This is a genomic window from Nocardia sp. NPDC051990 (assembly GCF_040680755.1).
Lineage (GTDB): Bacteria > Actinomycetota > Actinomycetes > Mycobacteriales > Mycobacteriaceae > Nocardia.
The window spans coordinates 177,537-195,475 of the sequence record NZ_JBFAXH010000001.1 but is presented as its reverse complement, the minus strand read 5'-3'; the positions used below and the strand labels follow the sequence as shown (position 1 = coordinate 195,475).

Annotated in this window: 19 protein-coding genes; 6 read left to right on the top strand and 13 right to left on the bottom strand. The window is 66.4% G+C overall.

The window, feature by feature from the left end; genetic code table 11:
* Positions 1–18 precede the first annotated feature (18 nt).
* Genes AB0L63_RS00915 through AB0L63_RS00900 form a run of 4 tightly spaced genes read right to left on the bottom strand, consistent with a single transcriptional unit; the run spans position 19 to position 3,307 of the window.
* The gene (locus AB0L63_RS00915; protein ID WP_364492877.1) at positions 19–876 is read right to left on the bottom strand and encodes an ESX secretion-associated protein EspG; all 858 of its coding nucleotides are present in this window, start codon (positions 874–876) and stop codon (positions 19–21) included.
* The gene (locus AB0L63_RS00910; RefSeq protein ID WP_364492875.1) at positions 873–2,168 is read right to left on the bottom strand and encodes a hypothetical protein; all 1,296 of its coding nucleotides are present in this window, start codon (positions 2,166–2,168) and stop codon (positions 873–875) included. Before AB0L63_RS00910 ends, AB0L63_RS00915 begins: the two co-directional genes overlap by 4 nt.
* A complete protein-coding gene (locus tag AB0L63_RS00905; protein ID WP_364492873.1) occupies positions 2,161–2,538 on the bottom strand; it encodes a hypothetical protein in 378 nt (125 codons plus the stop codon). Before AB0L63_RS00905 ends, AB0L63_RS00910 begins: the two co-directional genes overlap by 8 nt.
* 46 nt (positions 2,539–2,584) lie before the next feature.
* On the bottom strand, positions 2,585–3,307 hold the full coding sequence (locus AB0L63_RS00900; RefSeq protein ID WP_364492871.1) for an alpha/beta fold hydrolase: 723 nt from the start codon (positions 3,305–3,307) through the stop codon (positions 2,585–2,587).
* Between the two features lie 123 nt (positions 3,308–3,430).
* Between AB0L63_RS00900 and AB0L63_RS00895 the strand changes: the two genes are divergently transcribed.
* Positions 3,431–4,348, top strand: a complete 918-nt coding sequence (locus AB0L63_RS00895) for a hypothetical protein (protein WP_364492869.1) — start codon at positions 3,431–3,433, stop codon at positions 4,346–4,348.
* A 9-nt stretch (positions 4,349–4,357) separates the two neighbouring features.
* On the opposite strand, the gene AB0L63_RS00890 is transcribed toward AB0L63_RS00895, so the two are convergent.
* Positions 4,358–4,687 (bottom strand): MmcQ/YjbR family DNA-binding protein, encoded by a 330-nt coding sequence (locus tag AB0L63_RS00890; protein WP_364492867.1) that lies wholly within the window; start codon positions 4,685–4,687, stop codon positions 4,358–4,360.
* 60 nt (positions 4,688–4,747) lie between these two features.
* Positions 4,748–5,707 carry a YafY family protein gene (locus AB0L63_RS00885; RefSeq protein WP_364492865.1) on the bottom strand — a complete coding sequence of 320 codons (960 nt, stop codon included), beginning with the start codon at positions 5,705–5,707 and terminating at the stop codon, positions 4,748–4,750.
* An 85-nt stretch (positions 5,708–5,792) separates the two neighbouring features.
* On the opposite strand from AB0L63_RS00885, the gene AB0L63_RS00880 reads away from it, so the two are divergent.
* The gene (locus AB0L63_RS00880) at positions 5,793–6,986 is read left to right on the top strand and encodes an epoxide hydrolase (RefSeq protein WP_364492863.1); all 1,194 of its coding nucleotides are present in this window, start codon (positions 5,793–5,795) and stop codon (positions 6,984–6,986) included.
* Between the two features lie 98 nt (positions 6,987–7,084).
* Here the strand turns inward: AB0L63_RS00880 and AB0L63_RS00875 are convergent, their stop codons facing one another.
* A complete protein-coding gene (locus tag AB0L63_RS00875) occupies positions 7,085–7,783 on the bottom strand; it encodes a hypothetical protein (RefSeq protein WP_364492861.1) in 699 nt (232 codons plus the stop codon).
* Between the two features lie 220 nt (positions 7,784–8,003).
* Between AB0L63_RS00875 and AB0L63_RS00870 the strand changes: the two genes are divergently transcribed.
* Both AB0L63_RS00870 and AB0L63_RS00865 read left to right on the top strand, forming a co-directional pair.
* Positions 8,004–9,176 carry an acyl-CoA dehydrogenase family protein gene (locus AB0L63_RS00870; protein ID WP_364492859.1) on the top strand — a complete coding sequence of 391 codons (1,173 nt, stop codon included), beginning with the start codon at positions 8,004–8,006 and terminating at the stop codon, positions 9,174–9,176.
* A gap of 9 nt (positions 9,177–9,185) precedes the next feature.
* Positions 9,186–10,307, top strand: coding sequence for an acyl-CoA dehydrogenase family protein (locus AB0L63_RS00865; protein ID WP_364492857.1), 1,122 nt, complete (start codon positions 9,186–9,188; stop codon positions 10,305–10,307).
* Positions 10,308–10,358: 51 nt separating this feature from the next.
* Here AB0L63_RS00865 and AB0L63_RS00860 read toward each other — a convergent pair whose 3' ends face one another.
* A complete protein-coding gene (locus AB0L63_RS00860) occupies positions 10,359–10,718 on the bottom strand; it encodes a hypothetical protein (protein WP_364492855.1) in 360 nt (119 codons plus the stop codon).
* Positions 10,719–11,091: 373 nt separating this feature from the next.
* Between AB0L63_RS00860 and AB0L63_RS00855 the strand changes: the two genes are divergently transcribed.
* Complete coding sequence (locus AB0L63_RS00855) at positions 11,092–11,295, top strand: hypothetical protein (protein WP_364492853.1); 204 nt, start codon at positions 11,092–11,094, stop codon at positions 11,293–11,295.
* Positions 11,296–11,520: 225 nt separating this feature from the next.
* On the opposite strand, the gene AB0L63_RS00850 is transcribed toward AB0L63_RS00855, so the two are convergent.
* The 5 genes from AB0L63_RS00850 to AB0L63_RS00830 all read right to left on the bottom strand — a co-directional run bounded on the left by AB0L63_RS00850 (position 11,521) and on the right by AB0L63_RS00830 (position 16,573).
* Positions 11,521–11,721 carry a hypothetical protein gene (locus tag AB0L63_RS00850; protein WP_364492851.1) on the bottom strand — a complete coding sequence of 67 codons (201 nt, stop codon included), beginning with the start codon at positions 11,719–11,721 and terminating at the stop codon, positions 11,521–11,523.
* Between the two features lie 362 nt (positions 11,722–12,083).
* The gene (locus tag AB0L63_RS00845) at positions 12,084–12,995 is read right to left on the bottom strand and encodes a hydroxymethylglutaryl-CoA lyase (RefSeq protein WP_364492849.1); all 912 of its coding nucleotides are present in this window, start codon (positions 12,993–12,995) and stop codon (positions 12,084–12,086) included.
* Between the two features lie 222 nt (positions 12,996–13,217).
* Positions 13,218–14,426: a CaiB/BaiF CoA-transferase family protein gene (locus AB0L63_RS00840; RefSeq protein ID WP_364492847.1), complete on the bottom strand. Its 1,209-nt coding sequence runs from the start codon at positions 14,424–14,426 to the stop codon at positions 13,218–13,220.
* Between the two features lie 135 nt (positions 14,427–14,561).
* The gene (locus AB0L63_RS00835; protein WP_364492845.1) at positions 14,562–15,491 is read right to left on the bottom strand and encodes a TauD/TfdA family dioxygenase; all 930 of its coding nucleotides are present in this window, start codon (positions 15,489–15,491) and stop codon (positions 14,562–14,564) included.
* A gap of 311 nt (positions 15,492–15,802) precedes the next feature.
* The gene (locus AB0L63_RS00830) at positions 15,803–16,573 is read right to left on the bottom strand and encodes a deoxyribonuclease IV (protein ID WP_364492843.1); all 771 of its coding nucleotides are present in this window, start codon (positions 16,571–16,573) and stop codon (positions 15,803–15,805) included.
* Between the two features lie 129 nt (positions 16,574–16,702).
* On the opposite strand from AB0L63_RS00830, the gene AB0L63_RS00825 reads away from it, so the two are divergent.
* Positions 16,703–17,821, top strand: coding sequence for a serine/threonine-protein kinase (locus AB0L63_RS00825; protein WP_364492841.1), 1,119 nt, complete (start codon positions 16,703–16,705; stop codon positions 17,819–17,821).
* Positions 17,822–17,939 lie beyond the last annotated feature (118 nt).

Genomic DNA, 17,939 nt, shown 5'->3' with positions numbered 1-17,939 from the left:
TTGTCACGTAGGCAAATCTCACCAACGTTCGGCCATGGCGAGGGTGCGTTCGGCCGCGGTGACCATCGGCCGCAGCTGTGCGGTGAACCGCTGCGCGGTGACGGGCACGATATCGACATCGACCCCGGTGCGCACCGAGTATCGGCCGTCGCCGATCACATCGATCCAGCACAGTACCCCGAACGGATGCAGCTCACCGTCGGCTCGGCGCACCGACACCACGATCTGGCCGATGCCGTCGCGGGCTTGCCTGAGCAGCTTGCGAATTCGGGTCGGCGTGGTCGGGCCGGCCACCGGCACGGTCACCAGGTCCCGGCTGTCCTCATTGACCCGTGCCAGTGGCGCGGTCAGTTGCGGTGTGGTGCCGGGCGTATTCTCCGGTAGCACCGAAATCACTCGTGCGGAAAGGTTTTTCACGCGGTCGACGAACAGTCGGATATCGCCGCCGCGATCGGCCTTCGCGCCTGCTCGTTGCGCCGCGACCACCGCTATATCCCCGGCGATCGCACTGAGTACGCGCACCGGACGCGATTGCGCCGTGATGCCCGGCTGGGCGGCTAAGGGACCGATCTGCTCGACCAGACCCGTCGCCTCGACCGTGCCGTCCGGCCCACCATCGACTCCCACCGACGGCGCTGCCGTACCGCGCTCGCCGAAGACCTCGATGCGCACCGTGGGTCGGGCCAGCACCCGCAATGCCCCCTCCAGATCGGCGTCGAGAGTCTCCTCGCACCAACGGTTCAGGTCGGGGAGTTGGGCGGTGCGCTCGGCGGTATCACGAGCCGAGAGGCGCACGGCGAGTGGGTAGGGGATGCGGTCGCCATCGGTGCGGGCCCAGGCCATAGCGAACTGGTCCGGGGTCAGCGTCCAGTTCACTCCAGTTCGGTCCATTCGCCGACGACCGGTGGTGTCGTCGGATCCATATCGCCGATCAGCTCACCGCCGTCATCGGCCGGTTCCAGGAAGGTCAGATCGTCGTCGAAGAAGTGGTAATCGTCGTCGTACTCATCCTCGTCGCGGGCCTGGGCGCGGGCGGCGGCCGCACTGGTGCTCATGCCGGAGCGCGGGCTGTCGCCCGCGACCATGGCACCGCCCATGAGTCCGCCGACCGCGCCCGCGCCGACGCCGTTGATCGCATCGCCGCTCGCGTCGCGTTTGCGCTCATCGCGTTTGCGTTCGTCGTCGGTGGTGGAGGTGCCGGGAACCGTCGGGGCGACCACCGAAGTGGACGCGGGGGTGGTCACCGGTGCGCCGCTGCCCGGTCGCACCGAGTGATTCGGTGTGGTCGTCGATGTGGTGGCTGCGGCAGGGGTTGTCACTGCGGGGGAATCCGCAGTAGGGACAACGGGTTTGGCGGCAGCAGGCGTGGTGTCGACGGTGCTCACCGGAGTGACGGTGGTCGGCGCGGCCGCCGGTTGAGTCGTCACGGCGGCGGGTTCGACGATGGTGTGCGGTGTGGTCGGCACCGGCGCGGTCGCCGAAACCGTTGGGGTGGTGCGGGTTTGCGTATCGGTATCGAGGAAGGGCGTCGTGGCTACCTGGGCGACAGATGCGCCCTCGGACGGCTGCGCCACCTCGGCGGTCACCGCATCCGGGAAGGTGGGCACGCCGGATCCGGTCGCGATGAACGCATTCGTATAGATGCTGTCCATCGCCTGCACCACATCCAGGCGGGTGCCGTCGGCGGATTTCTGGGTGGCGATGTTCTCGGTCGCCTTGGTTGGATCCAGCAATGCGCCGGCCAGATCCGTTGTCTCACCGGATGGTTCGACTACGGCAGCGCGCAGTGCCTCGGCGGCATCGCCGGCCTGGCCGAGCCGCTGACCGACCGCGGCCATGACATCCGCGAGTTGCTGTCCGTGCCGCTCGAATTCGCGCACCGCTGCGGCGGCGGAATCCGCCGCGGCACCGCGCCAACCGTCGGCCATCGCGGCCCGAATCTCGCTGTGCGACTGCTCGACGGCGTTGGCGAGCCCGGTCGAGCTGCCCTGCCACGCCTGCTGACCGGCCGCCAGGACAACCGGATTCATCAGCTGCACGCCGTCGTGAATTTCCTGATGCGACAGGTTGTCGAAGATTTCGACGGTCTGCGCGTAGTTGGGATCGGTGTAGTCGGGGTCGGCATACCGAATGGGGGTCTTCTCCCCACTGTGCGGCATCTTACGCATGTGCGGCTCCCACCGCCTCGACCCGACCGACCGCGGCCGCCAGATCCGTATCGGCCCGGGTGTATGCCGCGCCGGCCGCGCGGAAGGTCTGCGCGAGCGCCCGTGCGGCGTCGGCATATGCACGCAATCGGATGATCGCGCCGTCGGCCTTGTCCTCGAAGCCGCGCCGCAGCGCCGCACCGGAATCGAAGCCGCCGAAGCCGGGAAGTGATGTGGCCCCGCTCAATACGGCGATCTTGGCCTCGACCTCATCGGCGAGTTGTTCATAGCGTTTGGCGCACTGCTCGTGCGCACCCTCGGCGACCAGCACCCCATCGATCCAGAGCTGGCCATCGTCGATCGCTTGATTCAGCACCGTCACGTCCGACATCTCGCGCCCCCTTCCTCGTCGTGCTGCCCGCGCAGCCGTGATCAACTCACCGGTGCGCCAACCCCACGACGGCATCTTGCATCCAGTCCGCGATGTCGGCGGCGACCTGCGCCTGCACCGGCTCGTGCAACAGGTCGTGCCCGGCGTCGGCGTACTCACGCAAACTTACCCAATCGTGGCGACGAGTCCAGACCCTCATCGCATCTATCGGCGCCCGTCGGTCCTCGATACCGTGCACGGCGAGGATGGGCAGGGTGTTCGGCAATGGCGTGCCGGGTGCACCGGGTGCGCCGCCACCGAGTGCTCGCTTCGGCACTCCGGACAGCACCAGCCCGACCAGCTCGCTCGGCGGCAGGCTCGGCCGCAGCGGTAACTTTGCCTCCAGTCCGTGCAGGTCGTCGGTCGCGCTGGTTGGATCGGGCACCGCCGCGCCCAGGATGCCCAGGACGGTCGCCGCCCCGAGAGAATGGCCCATCAGGATCAGCGGCGTATCCGGCAACTCCGCGCGTACCAGTTCGATCGTCCGCATCGCATCGGCCACCAGTTCCACCAGTGTGCCGGGATTGTTCGGATCACCCTCACTCAACCCGTGCCCTGAGGTATCCAGTGCCCACACCTCGATGCCGGCGGACTTCGGTGTGCGGGCGAAGCGGTGGTAGTGGCCGCTGTGCTGCCCCATTCCGGGGAAGAGCACCGCAACTGCCATCGGGTTGTCGACCGGCCACCGCCGATAGTGCATCCGGCCGCGCGCGCCGTCGAAGAAGGGCATTGGTGAATACTGACAAACTCACTGAGGTTCAGTCGAATTCATGACACGACTAGTTTTCGCTGCGTATTGACAAGATGGCTAAACTTCCGGACAAGGGTCGGGCTGGAGAGTCGAGGTTCCGCTTTGAGAAAGCTCTATCTTCCGCGCGTGCGAGTGTGGGCGGCCGCCGCACTCGCCCTGAGCTGTACCGGTGTCGGTGCGGCTGCCGCTATCGCCGAGCCCGAGCTGGGCGGGGTCGCCGCATGCGCATCGGCCCAGGCCGCGACCGTCGCGACCGCCGCTGTGCCGGTGCTCGACTGGTCGGAGAACCTGGGCTACGACGCGCAGGGCAATCTGTGGGTATCGCGGCTGTACCGCAATGAGGTGCAGCGCTACGACAGCGCGGGCCGGGTGACCGCGACGGTGCCGGTCGAATTCCCGGGCGCGATTCGGCTCGGGCCCGACGGTCTGCTCTACGTCGTCTTCGGCGATTCACCGACGAGTGTGGTGCGCCCAGGTGGTGTGGTGCGCTTCGATCCCGACGATCCAAGGCCAGCGGTATTCGCTGCCGGCTTCACCATGCCCAACGGTGCCGCCTTCGATGCGCAGGGCAATCTCTACGTCGCCTCCACCCTCGGTGTGATCCGGATTCGTCCGGACGGCAGTGTGGATGCGGACTGGACCGCGCGGGCGAAGTTCACCGGCGCCAATGGCATTGTGGTGCGCGATGATTCGGTCTACCTCAGCATGAACGGCAATCCGCTCGGGCGGATCGTGCGCTTCCCGATCGACGACCCGGGCCGCGTCGCCGTTCTCGCGGACTTGACGGTGGCACCCGGAATTCCGGATTTCGCAGACGATTTCGTCATCGATGACGCGGGCGTGCTCTACGTGACCACCTTGACCGGCCAGCTGGTTCGAGTCGATCCGGGCACAAATACCGCATGCGCCGTGCTGACCGGCGAACCGATGACGTCGGTGGTCGCCGTGCCCGGCCGTTCCGACGAACTCATCGCCGGCACCGAGAGCGGCACGCTCCGGCGGATTCGCTTGCCGCACTGAGCGAATCGGTCAGTCTTCGATGAGGTCGGTGGGTGCGGCCTGGCGCCAGGAATCCAGCAGGATGTCGTGCAGTTCGTCGATATCTTCCACGGCGCAGAGGCGGGCCCGCACCCAGGACGAGGATGCCTCATGCGGCGGGACCCAGAACTTGTGCGGTTCGGCGGCGATGAGTTCGTCGCGATCGTATTTGGGGCAGCGGACGGCGAACGAGGTCTGATCGTTGGGGATGGTGACGAACATTTTGCCCGCCACATCGAAGGTGGGATGGTTCCAGCGTTCCTTTTCCACAGTCTTGGGAAAGGACAACGCGATGCGGCGCACGTCATCGGCGTCGAGCACGGTTCGGGCCTCCGGTTCGGAAATCGAATTCCTATCGTGCTACACCGCGGTCACGCGCGATCAAGTGACGGCGTCGGTGATGCGGGAGGCGATCGTACGCAACCGGTCCACCAGGACGGACGGGGAGTGGACGCGGAAGTCCGCGCCGAGGTCGATCAGGCGGTAGGCCAACCACGTCGGGTCGTCGTCGCGGGTGACGTCAAGGCGGCAGGAGTTGTCGTCGATGGGTGCGATATCACCGGGAGTGTCGCCGAGCCGGCCCGCGACCCGGCCGATCGGGGCCTGGATCGTCACACGCACGCGGAAGGACGGTGTGTCCCAATTGGTTCGGCGACCCGCTACATAGGCGGCCGGATCCGCGGCCGGCAGTGCGCGTGGGCGGTAGCGGGTGCCGGTGGGCTGCGGTCGGTCGATGCGATCGACGCGGAAGATACGCCAGTCGTCGCGGTCCACGTCGTGGCCGACGAGGTACCAGCGGCGCCGCGACGGCACCAGCCCGACGGGTTCGATATGCCGACGGGTTTCGGCACCGGATTCGCTGCGATACGTGAAACATACCCGCTCCCTGGTGGTTACGGCCGCGGCCAGTGCGGTCAGCACCTCAGGATCGACGGCCAGGGCGTGGTCGGTGTGCGGCACCAGGGCGGTGCCGAGCATCCGCACCCGGCGGCGCAATTTCGCGGGCAGCACCTGTTCCAGCTTGGCGAGCGCGCGGACCGAGGCCTCCTCGATACCGACGATGGCCGATCCGGCGGCGGCGCGCAGCCCGACCGCGATGGCGACCGCCTCTTCGTCATCGACCAAGAGCGGCGGCATCGCGGTACCGGCCACCAGCCGGTAGCCGCCCGCCGCACCCATCGTCGCCTCGACCGGATAGCCGAGTGCGCGCAGCCGGTCGATATCGCGGCGCACGGTCCGGTCGGTGATGCCGAGTCGATCGGCGAGTTCGCTGCCCGGCCATTCCCGTGGTGTTTGCAATAGGGAGAGCAGTCGCAGCAGGCGGGCGGGGGTGTCGTTCATGACGTTCAGAATTCCAGATAACTAGGACATGAATAGTCCTAGTTGGCTCCTAGCATTGTCGTCGTACCCGAGAACAAGGAGTCCGATGAATACAGCATCGCGTGGCGATTCGATGAGGCGTGGCGGTCGGGAGACGGGTGGGCTGAACGAGATCCGCCCCTTCCGCATCGACATTCCGCAGGCTGATATCGACGATCTGATCGATCGGCTGGCCCGCACCCGCTGGTCGGCGCAGCTGCCGGGCAAGGGTTGGGAGCGTGGTGTTCCGGTCGACTATCTGCGGGAGCTGGCCGAATACTGGCGCACCGGATTCGATTGGCGGGCCCAGGAGGCGGCACTGAACGAGTTCCCGCAGTTCATTACCGAAATCGACGGCTTGGACGTGCATTTCGTGCACGTGCGTTCGCCCGAACCGGATGCGCTGCCGCTGATCCTGACCCACGGCTGGCCCAATTCGTTCGTCGAATTCACCAAAACCATTGGCCTGCTGGCCGATCCGCGCGCCCACAGACTCGATCCGGCGCAGGCGTTCCATGTCGTTGTCCCTTCGGTGCCCGGTTTCACCTTCTCCGAGGGGCCGAAGGAGACCGGTATGACCATGCGTCGGGTGGCCGAGATGTGGGTCGAGCTGATGGACCGGCTCGGCTACCGCCGCTATGGCACCCAGGGCGGCGATCTCGGGGCCTACGTCGCACCTGAAATCGCCGCTATCGCACCGGATCGCGTGGTCGGCGTGCATATCGATGGCGGTATCGGCATGCCGACCGAGGCCGATGTGCCGACCATGACGCCGGACGAGCGCGCGGAGTGGGATCAGATGCAGAGGTGGATGTCCGGCGGCGTGAACCATCACGCGTTACTGCACGCCGCGCCACAGACTTTCGCGCACGCCTGGACCGATTCCCCGGTGGGTCTGCTGGCCTGGCTGATGCAGAAATTCGATGAGTTCACCCCGCTGGCCGACCTGGCCGAGGAGGTCATGGACCGCGATCATCTGCTGACCAATATCAGCCTGTACTGGTTCACCAATACGGCGGGCACCTCGTCCTGGCCGATGTACAACGGACTCGGCGACGGCGGATTCGTCTGGCCCACCGGCCAAAAAGCAGTGCCGACGGGCGTCTACGCGGGTGGCTCCGCACTCATGCTGCGCCTGGCCGAGCGCGACAACACCATTGCGCACTGGCCCGAGGGCAATACCGGAAACCACTTCGTGCCGATGGAACTGCCGGATATGCACGTCGCCGATGTCCGGGCGTTCTTCGGGAAGGTGCGTTAGTTGTTCTGGTGCGCGATCTCGTCCTGTGATACGGAATCCGCGCGGTTCGGGGCGGCCGGGGCCATGGGCTGCCGTGCCGGGTCCCGAGTCGAGGCGGGCTATGCCGGTGCTTGCGGTGCGCCCACGCCGACCGGTGCGGCGCTCTCGGGCGCCGGTGCCGGCGCGGGCGGCAGCACCGGATGATCCGGCACGGAGAACATCCCGACCGTCGGCGTCATCACGCAGTGCGCGAACGGGTAGTCGATCATGCCCCACATCGAGGCGAGGACTGTGCCAGGGCCACTGGTCACGGTCTTCGACAGCGTCGGCATGTTGTACTCGGTCCGGTCGTCGAGAGTGGTGAGGCCGCTCGCGCCGGTGTTCACGTTCAGCCAGGCCACGACGAGTCCAGAGGACAGCGGTGCGCCCGAATGCGCGGGCGTCGCGCTGAACCGCAGACTGCCGGGCACCGGATCCGCCGCGCCATTGGGGTTGGCGCCGTCGGTGGAGGCGGCCGCGATGATCGTGGTGACCGGGCCCATGCTGCCGCAGCCGAAGGTCGGCGCGGCATAGGCGAACGGTGTGAAGGCGGCCGAGGCATTGCGCAGCTCGGCGACGTCCACCATTTTGGTGAACTGGCTGAGCGCGCCGACGCCCGCCTGCGCGGCCGGATCGGCTCCGGCCGCGGTGGTGAGCTGTTCGAGTTCGGTATCGACGGGGGATGGTTCGGCGACGGCCGTGCCGGTGAGGGCGAAGACCGCGCCGATGCCGAGAGATGTCACTGCCGCGGCGGCGCGTGCGATGGATCTGCCGTTCACTCGTTCTCCTCGATACCGACCACCGGGATAGCCCGGCCCCACGTGCAGCAACGTACCAGTTCGTCGCTGACACCGCCCAGGGATGCACAACCGGCCGCACCCACCGCTGCGGCCCGACGCGCGACAGATGCCCGACCCACCCCCAGTCACCCACTCGATAGCGAGAGATTACCGAGAGGTAGGTTTGACTCGGACGTACGAGACACACCGGGAGATGTGTATGAAACTAAGTCTGACGCCCGACGAGGTGAGCTTCCGCGACGAGCTGCGGAACTTCTACCGGACCGAGATTCCCGCCGACATCCGTGACCGCTTCAAGTACGGCCACGAACTGTCCCGCGAGGACATCGTCACTACGCACAAGATCCTCAACGACCACGGTCTGGCCGTGCCGAACTGGCCGGTCGAGTGGGGCGGCAAGGACTGGACGCCGATTCAGCGACACATCTGGCAGGACGAAATGCAGCTGGCCTCGGTGCCCGAGCCGCTGACGTTCAATGCCCAGATGGTTGGTCCGGTGATCGCGCAATTCGGCTCGCAGGAGATCAAGGAGCGCTTCCTGCCGCCGACGGCCGCGCTGGATATCTGGTGGTGCCAGGGCTTCTCCGAACCCGACGCCGGATCCGATCTGGCCTCGCTGCGCACCACCGCGGTGCGTGACGGTGACTCCTACATCGTCAATGGCCAGAAGATCTGGACCACGCTCGGCCAGTACGCGGACTGGATTTTCTGCCTGGTCCGCACCGATCCGAACGCATCCAAGAAGCAGGCGGGCATCTCCTTCCTGCTGTTCGATGTGAAATCTCCCGGCGTGACCATCCGCCCGATCAAGCTCATCGACGGCGGCTATGAGGTCAACGAGGTCTTCTTCGAGAATGTGCGGGTGCCCGCCGATCAGCTGGTCGGCGCGGAGAACCAGGGCTGGACCTACGCCAAATTCCTGCTCGGCAACGAGCGCACCGGCATTACCGCTGTTGGGCGCACCAAGGTCAAGCTCGGTGTCGCGAAGGATTACGCGCGCCAGACCAAGTCGGGTTCGGGCACCCTGCTCGAGGATCCGGTCTTCGCCGCGCGCATCGCCGAACTGGAGAACGAACTGCTCGCACTGGAACTCACTCAGCTCCGTGTGGTCTCCAATTCCTCGGACGGTAAGCCGAATCCGGCCTCGTCGGTGCTCAAGCTGCGCGGTTCCGAACTGCAGCAGGCCGCGACCGAGTTGCTGCTCGACATCGCGGGCCAGGACGCACTCCCGGTCGATGCCGCCGATATCGCCTCGCCCGGTTGGGCGCAGCGCAGCGGCCCCGGCTATCTGAACTACCGCAAGACCACCATCTACGGAGGCTCCAGCGAGGTGCAGCGCACCATCATCGCCTCCACGATCCTCGGATTGTGAGGCGCAGCCATGGATTTCGAACTCACCGATGAACAGGTCATGCTGCGCGACATGGTGCGCGACCTGCTGGCCCGCAACTACGATCCCGAGACCCGCCTGAAGGTCACCGACACCGAACTCGGCTGGAGCCGCGATATCTGGAACCAGCTGGCCGAACTCGGCGTGCTGGGCCTGAGCTTCACCGAGAAGGACGGCGGTGCCGGTGCCGGTCCGGTGGAGACCATGGTCGTACTCGAGGAGATCGGGCGTCGGCTGGCACCCGAACCGCTCGTGGATGCGGTGCTGGTGCCGGGCGGTTTGGTCGCGCGGGTCGGCAGTGCCGAACAGCGCCAGCGGATCCTGCCCGAGGTGGCCGGCGGCACCAAACTGCTCGCGTTCGCGCATGCCGAACCCGGTGTGCGCTGGCCGTCCGCCGAACTCGCGACCACCGCTGTGCAGCAGGGTGATTCGTGGACGCTGACGGGTCTGAAGAATCCGGTTCCGCACGGCGACAGCGCCGATGAGCTGGTGGTCAGCGCAGTGCTGCCGACCGGCGGCATCGGACTGTTCCTGGTGGATCCCGCCGCGGTGCAGCGCAAGTCGTACCGCACATTCGACGGTCAGCGTGGCGCGCAGCTCGAATTCGACAACGTCCAAGGCGAATTGCTCGGTGACAATATCGACGCCGCCGAGGCGGTGCAGATCACGATCTTCCACGCCCAGGCCGCGCTGTGCGCGGAGTCCATCGGTGCGATGGCGGAGGCGCTGCGGCTGACGACGGATTATCTGAAGACGCGCAAGCAGTTCGGCGTCACGCTGTCGAAGTTCCAGACGCTGACCCAGCGGGCAGCGAATATGTACGTCTCGCTGGAACTGGCGCGCAGCATGAGCCTCTACGCGAATGCGTCGTTGGCCGATGGTGTCAACGATCCGGTCATCGCCTCGCGGGCGCGGCTGCAGGTTGGTCGCGCTGCTCGGCATATCGGCCAAGAGGCGATTCAGATGCACGGCGGTATCGGTGTCACCGCGGAGTACCCGGTGAGCCATTACGTCGCCCGGCTCACCGCGATCGAGCGCACGTTCGGTGGTGGGCTGGATCATCTGCGGGTGCTCAGTGCGCAGGTCGGTGACTACGACCTGCCGGAGCTGTAGGACCCGGTAGTTCCGAACGGCGGCGCGTGCGAGATATGCGCCGCCGTTTTGCTATTCGTCGTCGCTCGGACCTGGCGCGTGGTGTGTTGTGGTCGGTGGCTCGAGCTCGGTGCTGGAGGCGGGCGGCGGCACGGCCGTCGGGCTGGACGGGACGGTGAATCCGGCCGGCTTGCGTCCAGGGGGCGCCACCTGCCAGCTCGGCGACGGCGGGATGATCACTTTCGGTGCCGTCGGGGTGCTTGTCCCATAGCGCACGGCCGGGGCGGCGTCGTCATTGGCGGATTTGATCGGTGGCGGTGCGACGTAGGTGTCGTGTTTGCCGAGTCCGCAGGCGCCGATGAGAACGAGTCCGAGCGAGACCGCGCCCGCGGCGATCACCGGACCGGCGATCTTGGTCCTGCTGCTCTGCATCGGTAACACTCCTGGTCGTTTCGAGTGGGGCCCACAATAATCGAGGCCGGTCGGCCCGGCCAGATGAGCACACGCAGGGCACGCGCGATGCGGCACGAATTAAACAGTGGCGATTCAGATATCGAATTGGTCTCTTCGGCGTGTCGCGGGCACGTGTCGTGGTCGAACCGCGTCCGATGGCCGTAGCGTGTGTGATCAAAGTTACGCGTGAGACGCCAACACCTAGATGAGAGACGCGCGGTGCAAATCGGGCGACGGCAATACTCTGATCGGCGTCATCGAGGAGTTGATGATGGGAGCTTACTCGACAACTCCGTTGCGAGCCTCCGCCACGGCCGACGAATCGGCGGTCCCGGAAACTTCGCAGCAAGTCGTGTCGAACCCGCCAGTGCGCACCATGTCCACGACGCTGTCGCGGATAACGGCCTGGCTGATTTTCATCGGCGGTATCGTGGGAGCCGTGCTCGGCATCGCCGGACTGCACGTCGAAATCACCGTCGCCGGACTGATTCTCGCGTGTACCGCCGGTCTGGTGCTGCTGAAGCTGCGCGCCGACGGGGCGGATCGAACCAGCTGAATCGAACCGGCCCGCGCTGCGGTGGCGCAAGGAAATCGGGAGCGCGCAGGGCTTTCGGGCTCTAGCGTGATTCGTATGAGGATCGAGATCACCGTCGATGCCGCGCGCTTCCGGTCGCTGACCGAGCCGTTCCTGCTGCGTGATCCGTTGCGGCATACGGTGATCACCACCGGCATCGCCAACCATCTCACCGACATGCAGGTCGATGCCGACCGCTCGCGATTCCTATCCGACCACGATGACGATGCGACGGTGATCGGTGCCGCCATGCGCGCGGCCGGGCGTGGGGTGTATCTCGGTGAGCTGCCCGCGGGAAGTGTTGCGGCCGTTGCCGATGCCGTCGCCGAGGTAGCTTCGGACGCGGACGACGTCGAGGGTGCGACCGATGATGCCACCGAATTCGCCGAGCACTGGGGCGAGCGCCACGGTATCGGCTATCGGGAGGCGTACTCGACTCGCCTCTACCGGCTCGCGCAGCTGAACTTTCCGAATGCTGCTGGATCATCCCGGCCTGCAACCGAATCCGATGTCGGGCTGTGCGTCGACTGGGCCGAGGCCATGCGCCGCGAATCCGGCATGCCGCTACCGAGTCTGACCGCCATTGCCATCCGGAAGCGAATTGCGACCGGCCGCTGGGGGCTCTGGGAACGCGACGGTGTGCCCATCGGCGGGCGCGTGCGGTGCGGGCAGATGGACAGCACAGTCGGCGCTCTCGCACGTCGGCTCGAGGCACTGACCTCAGAGGTGTCGTGGCCGACATATTTTGCCCTGTGCGCGGTTCGCGCTGCTTATGTGGTGACGGGGGTGACCCATTCGAAGGCGGCGGCTTTGGAGCGGGCGCCTTCGGCGGTGCGGGAGCGATTGGGTTCGTCGAGTTCGGTGAGTAGGGATTCGGTGAGGGTTACCAGGGTTTCCAGGACCGGTGGGGTGAACCAGGTGGGTCGGGTGGCGAAGAGGATGTCCTCGGTGGAAGTATTGCCGCTCGCGCCGGGTGCGAAGGGGCAGCCGCCGAGGCCGCCGAGGGAGCCGTCGACCATGGTGGCTCCGGCCTGTAGCGCGGCGAGGGTATTGGCGACGCCCATACCCCAGGTGTCGTGACCGTGGAAGACGATGCGGCGGTGCGGGGTTCGGTCGCGGACTGCCGAGATCAGTTCTGATACCTGGGTCGGGTGGGCCTGGCCGAGGGTATCGGCGATGACGATGTCGCAAGCGCCCTCGGTGCGCGGATCGTTGGCAATGGCCAACACGCGCTCCGGATCGACGGGACCGTCGAAGGGGCAGGTGAAGCTGGTGGCGAGGCAGAGCTGGATTTCGCCGCCCGCCGCTCGCGCCAACCGAACGGCATCCGGCATGGCGGCGACGCTGTCTTCGGTGCTGCGGCCGATATTCGCCTTATTGTGTGCATCCGATGCGGAGAAGCAGTACTGGAAGTTGCGCACGCCCGCGGCGGCGGCCTTCTCCACATGGCGCGGTGTGGCCACCCACACCCAACAGCGTTGCAGCTCTTCGGGACTCAGCGCGGCAATGAGCTCCATGGTGTTGGCCATCGGCGGCACCAGATCGGGACGCGCCATCGAACCGATCTCCAGCTCGGGCACGCCCACGGCGAGTAGCTGGCGCACGATATCCACCTTGCGCTCGACCGGCAGCACCTTTCCGGTCAACTGCAACCCGTCGCGCAGAGTCACATCGCGCAGCATCACTCCTCCTCCCGCGCATCCTGGACCGGCGGCGCCTGACGCACGTGCGGTGGCACGCACATCACACCACCGCAAGGCTTTTCGTTCGTGGCCGGGGTGGGATGCACTGTCGGACGCGCGTGACCGGGTGCGCGCAATTCGCGCGCACCGCGCCCCGGCGGTCGACGCCTGCCGTATACCCGTCGCGTCATACCGCCTCCACTCCGTCGATACCGGCGCGCATCACGCCTCCAATCCGGCGATATCGGCATCGCTCATGCCGAGCAGTTCCGACAGCACCTCGCGTGTGTGCTCACCCAGGTCTGGTCCGACATTGCGGATCGGCAGGGAATGTTCGCCGATCACCGGCACGATGCCGGGAAAGCCGACCGTCTTCGGTTGCGGTGCACCAACATCCACCGGGAACGGCTGAATCATATTGCGCGCCTTGTACTGCTCGTCGGCGACGATATCGGCGGCGGTGTAGATGGGGCCGCACGGAATGGCCGCCGCCTCCAAGAGCTTCAGCGCCTCGTCGCGAGTGTGCCGCACGGTCCACTCGGCAATGGACGCGTCGAGCCGTTCGCGATGGCGCCAGCGTCCGGCATTGTCCTGCAGTTCCGGGTCGGCGGCCAGGTCGGGACGCCCGATCACTTCCATGTAGCGCTGGAAGATGGCATCACCGTTGCCGCCGATAATGATGCTCGTACCGTCGCTGGTCGGGTAGGCATTACTCGGCGCGATGCCCTCCATCCGCCCGCCGACCCGCTCGCGATTGATGCCGTACGCGAGATAGTCGGGCACCAGCGATTCCATTACCGACAGGATCGCCTCGTTCAGCGCCACATCGATGACGCGTTCCCCCAGCGGAATCGATGCGTTGGTACGTGCCCGCTGGAACAGCGCCATCACCGTGCCGAAGGCCGCGTAGATCCCCGCGATCGAATCACCGATGGACACACCGACCCGCACCGGCGGCCGATCCGGATCCCCGACCAGTTCGCGCAGTCCGCCGACCGCCTCGGCGACCGCGGCGAAACCGGGCCGCGCCGCCAGCGGCCCGGTCTGCCCGTACGCCGAGATCCGGGTGATCACCAGATCCGGATTGACCTCGTTCAGCACCTCCGGACCCAGGCCCCACTTCTCCAGCATGCCCGGCCGGAAATTCTCCAGCAGCACATCGCAGTGCCGGAGCAGATCCAGGACGATGCCCCGACCCGCTTCGGTGCGCAGATCCAACGTGATCGACTTCTTGTTGCGGTTGATGGCCCGGTACAGCATCGAGGTATCGCCGCCGTAGAGCCGCCAGTTGCGTAGCTCGTCTCCGGCCTTCGGCCGCTCCACTTTGATCACCTCGGCACCGAAATCGCCGAGGATGCGACCAGCGGTCGGCGCGGCGATGTAATTGCCGAGTTCCAGGACGCGAACCCCGTCCAGCGGGCTGATACTCATGGCATCAGTCTGTACTATCGTGCCACCCGGCAACGGCCCGACCTGGTCCCGGCACGAATTCCGGTCGAGCAACCGCACGGCCCCTCAACCGCCGCAACACAATCGCCAAATGCTGCGGCAGCCGTGCGGTCGCCGTCACGATTTGAGTCGGAAAGCTTCCTCGATGATCGAGTAGTGCTCGGCATTGCCGTGGTGCGACGTGCTCGTGACACCGTCGACACCGACCGGGATATCGCCGGCGAGGGTGATTCGAGTCAGCTTGCGCGGCTGGTCGTCGTAGTCGTCGACGGCATAGTGCTGGGTGGCGCGGTTATCCCAGATGGCGACGTCACCGGCCTGCCAGTGCCATCGCGTGGTGTTCTCCAGCCGGGTCACCCGATCTTGGAAGAGGCGGAACAGGGCCTGGGACTCGCTGGTGGAGACCCCGACGAAGCGCTTGACGAAGTGCCCGACCAGCAGTGCGCGCTCACCGGTCTCCGGGTGCATCCGCACCACCGGATGCTCGGTCTCGTAGTAGTCGGACTGGAACTCCGCACGGTAGGCGTCGGTATTCGGGTTGCTCCGGCCGACGTCGGTGGCGGCATAGTCGTAGAGATTGGTGTGCACGGCCCGCAGGTTCTCGGCCAACCGCTTGAGCGGCTCCGGCAGCGAATCGTAAGCGGCCACGGTGGAGGCCCAGATGGTCGAGCCGCCGTAGGTCGGCAGGGTGACCGCGCGCAGGATGGAGGCCTTCGGGATCCGGTCGACGAAGGTGACGTCGGTGTGCCAACTATTGGCGCGGCCGTACTCGGAGTCGATGGCCAAGCTCTTGACACCGTGCGAGGTGACCGTCGGATGCGGGGTGGTCGGGGTGCCGAGCAGTCGCGCGAACTCGTACTGTCCGTCCTCGGTCAAATGGTCCTGCCCGCGGAAGAAGATGACCTTGTGCTCGAGCAGCGCGCGCCGGATCACCGCGACGGTTGCCGCGTCCACATCGCCGCCGAGCCGGACATTGTCGACCTGGGCGCCGATGCGAGCGCCGATTTTGGTCACGGTTGCGGTTGTCTGGGCGTAGTCGATCGTCATGGGATCACCTTCGCTGGGTTGAAATCGGTTGATGCGCCTCGAGCACATCACCGAAACACCTGTCCCGACCAGGGTTTTCGTCGCCGTGATCCCAACGCCGTGTCTCAGGGACGAGTTGACCTCAGCGCCCATTCTCAGGCGGATAACGCAGGAGAATAGGCGCTGACGCCGACCACCGACCGTTCGACTAGCTCGGGGCTCCGCCGCCGCGCGCGCATCGTCCGCCCTGCGCCGTACTGCCCGTTCGCGCCGCGACATAGCTGCCCGGCCGCTCCGCTGCTCTGACCTTGCCCGCCGGATAGGCAGGTGGTTCAGCCGACGTGCTCGCGCAGGTACGCCAGATCCTCGGCGACACCCTCGGCGGGCGTCTCCAGAACCACCGGAGCATCCGCCGTCCGGCACACCTGCGCGAGCAGCTCCGGATCGATCGTCCCGTCGGCGAAGTTGGCATGCCGGTCCGCGCCCGAATTGAACTCGTCGCGAGAGGAGTTCAGATGCACCAGGTCGATGCGGCCGGTAATGGCCTTGATCCGCTCGACGACGCCGACCAGATCCTCACCGCCCGCCCAGGCGTGACAGGTGTCCAGGCAGAAGCCCGCGCCGAAATCGCCGACCGCGTCCCAGAGCCGGGCGATCGAATCGAAATGCCGGGCCATGGCGTGGTTACCACCCGCGGTGTTCTCGATCAGGATCGGCACCGGGAAGCCGCCCTTGTCCTGCTGACGCTCGAACAGCTTGCGCCAGTTATCGATTCCGGTCTCCAGCTCGTCGTCGGAGCGGACATGTCCGCCGTGCACCACCAGACCGAACGCGCCGATATCGGCGGCGGCCTTCGCCTGCTGTGCGACCGCATCGCGCGACGGCATGCGCAGGCGATTGTTCAGACTGGCCACATTGATCTGATAGGACGAGTGCACCACCACATCGATCGGACTGGCGAGGATCTCCTCGGTCCGCGGATGCGGGGTCGGTTTATCCCAACTCTGCGGGTCGACGACGAACAGTTGGATGACCTCGGCGCCGAGTTTCTCACCGAAGCCGATCGGATCGCTGTCGAGCCGGACGTGTGCTCCAATGCGCATGGGGCCGAGCCTAACGAGTGCCACCGACATCGTCTGCGGCACCGCAACGAACATGTTGCGTCCGGGCCATGCGAACAGATACATCGGTAGGATCCAGGTGCTCGACCCGATACGGGGGGTGAATCCACTGTGCTGCGACCTGGCGATGTTTTCGCTGGTTACGCGATCAAACGTGTGCTCGGCCAGGGTGGTATGGGCACCGTGTATCTGGCCCAGCATCCGCGCCTGCCGCGCCTGACCGCGCTGAAATTGTTGAAGCGCGAACTGTATACCGATGCCGAGATCCGGCGCCGCTTCGAGCGGGAGGCCGATCTGGTCGCCCAGCTCGACCATCCGAATATCGTCACCGTCTACGACCGTGGCGCCGAGGATCAGCAGCTGTGGATCTCGATGCAATTCGTGCCGGGCGCGGATGCGTCCTGCGCGGATGTCAACGTGCTCGCGCCGGGCCGCGCGGTGCAGATTGTCGCCGATACCGCGGCCGCCCTGGATTTCGCCCACGGCAACGGCGTGCTGCATCGCGATGTGAAACCGGCGAATATCCTGCTGGCGAAGGCGCCGATCGGACAGCCGGAACGGGTGCTGCTCACCGACTTCGGCATCGCCGGCATGCGCGATGGCGAATCCACGCTGAGTTCGGCAGGAACCATTACCGCCACGCTGGCCTACGCCGCACCGGAACAACTGACCGGGACGCCCGACTACCTGGCCGACCAATACTCGCTGGCCTGTTCGCTGTTCTGGATGCTGACCGGTGTCGCGCCCTTCCACGGGGCCAATCCGATGGCGGTCATCAATGGACATCTGTCCGGCGCGATACCGTCGCTGCGCCGGTATCGGCCGGATGTGCCAGCCGGTTTGGATGCGGTGCTGGCGCGCGCGATGGCCAAACGGCCCGCGGACCGATTCGGCAGCTGTACCGAATTCGCGCTGGCCGCCCGCCGGGCGCTGCTGTCGTCGGCGCCGCAGCCGCACTATGGTCCGCCGGGGCCGAACCGCCCGCCGCTGGAATCGCTCAGCACCGCGGTTCTGCCTCGAAACCCGGTGCCCACCAATACTTCTGATCCGGTAGGCGGCAGCGGAACCGCACGTCCGGCCCAACCGGCCCCCGTGCCGCCGAGGACATCCCAGCCGCGCCTGCCGCTCCCGCCGCGCCGGGCACCGCGACCCGGCACCATCGCGCTGCCCGATATCCCACGTCGCCCCGGGAGAACGCCGCCCAGCCCCGCGGCACGCCCGCCGCCATAGCCGGAAACAGTCGAAAATCGCACGCGATACCGATAAGTCGACGATAACCAGGGCTTAAGCGAATCCTGCTAAGGTTTCGATGTTTTCCGTGGTCGGGAGGTCCTGATCGCGCATTCTT

Coding starts and splice junctions, on each gene's coding strand:
- AB0L63_RS00880 (WP_364492863.1), top strand. CDS start 5,793: ATGAATACAGCATCGCGTGGCGATTCGATGAGGCGTGGCGGTCGGGAG.
- AB0L63_RS00905 (WP_364492873.1), bottom strand. CDS start 2,538: ATGTCGGACGTGACGGTGCTGAATCAAGCGATCGACGATGGCCAGCTC.
- AB0L63_RS00910 (WP_364492875.1), bottom strand. CDS start 2,168: ATGCGTAAGATGCCGCACAGTGGGGAGAAGACCCCCATTCGGTATGCC.
- AB0L63_RS00865 (WP_364492857.1), top strand. CDS start 9,186: ATGGATTTCGAACTCACCGATGAACAGGTCATGCTGCGCGACATGGTG.
- AB0L63_RS00840 (WP_364492847.1), bottom strand. CDS start 14,426: ATGAGTATCAGCCCGCTGGACGGGGTTCGCGTCCTGGAACTCGGCAAT.
- AB0L63_RS00900 (WP_364492871.1), bottom strand. CDS start 3,307: ATGCCCTTCTTCGACGGCGCGCGCGGCCGGATGCACTATCGGCGGTGG.
- AB0L63_RS00870 (WP_364492859.1), top strand. CDS start 8,004: ATGAAACTAAGTCTGACGCCCGACGAGGTGAGCTTCCGCGACGAGCTG.
- AB0L63_RS00885 (WP_364492865.1), bottom strand. CDS start 5,707: ATGAACGACACCCCCGCCCGCCTGCTGCGACTGCTCTCCCTATTGCAA.
- AB0L63_RS00835 (WP_364492845.1), bottom strand. CDS start 15,491: ATGACGATCGACTACGCCCAGACAACCGCAACCGTGACCAAAATCGGC.
- AB0L63_RS00845 (WP_364492849.1), bottom strand. CDS start 12,995: ATGCTGCGCGATGTGACTCTGCGCGACGGGTTGCAGTTGACCGGAAAG.
- AB0L63_RS00860 (WP_364492855.1), bottom strand. CDS start 10,718: ATGCAGAGCAGCAGGACCAAGATCGCCGGTCCGGTGATCGCCGCGGGC.
- AB0L63_RS00830 (WP_364492843.1), bottom strand. CDS start 16,573: ATGCGCATTGGAGCACACGTCCGGCTCGACAGCGATCCGATCGGCTTC.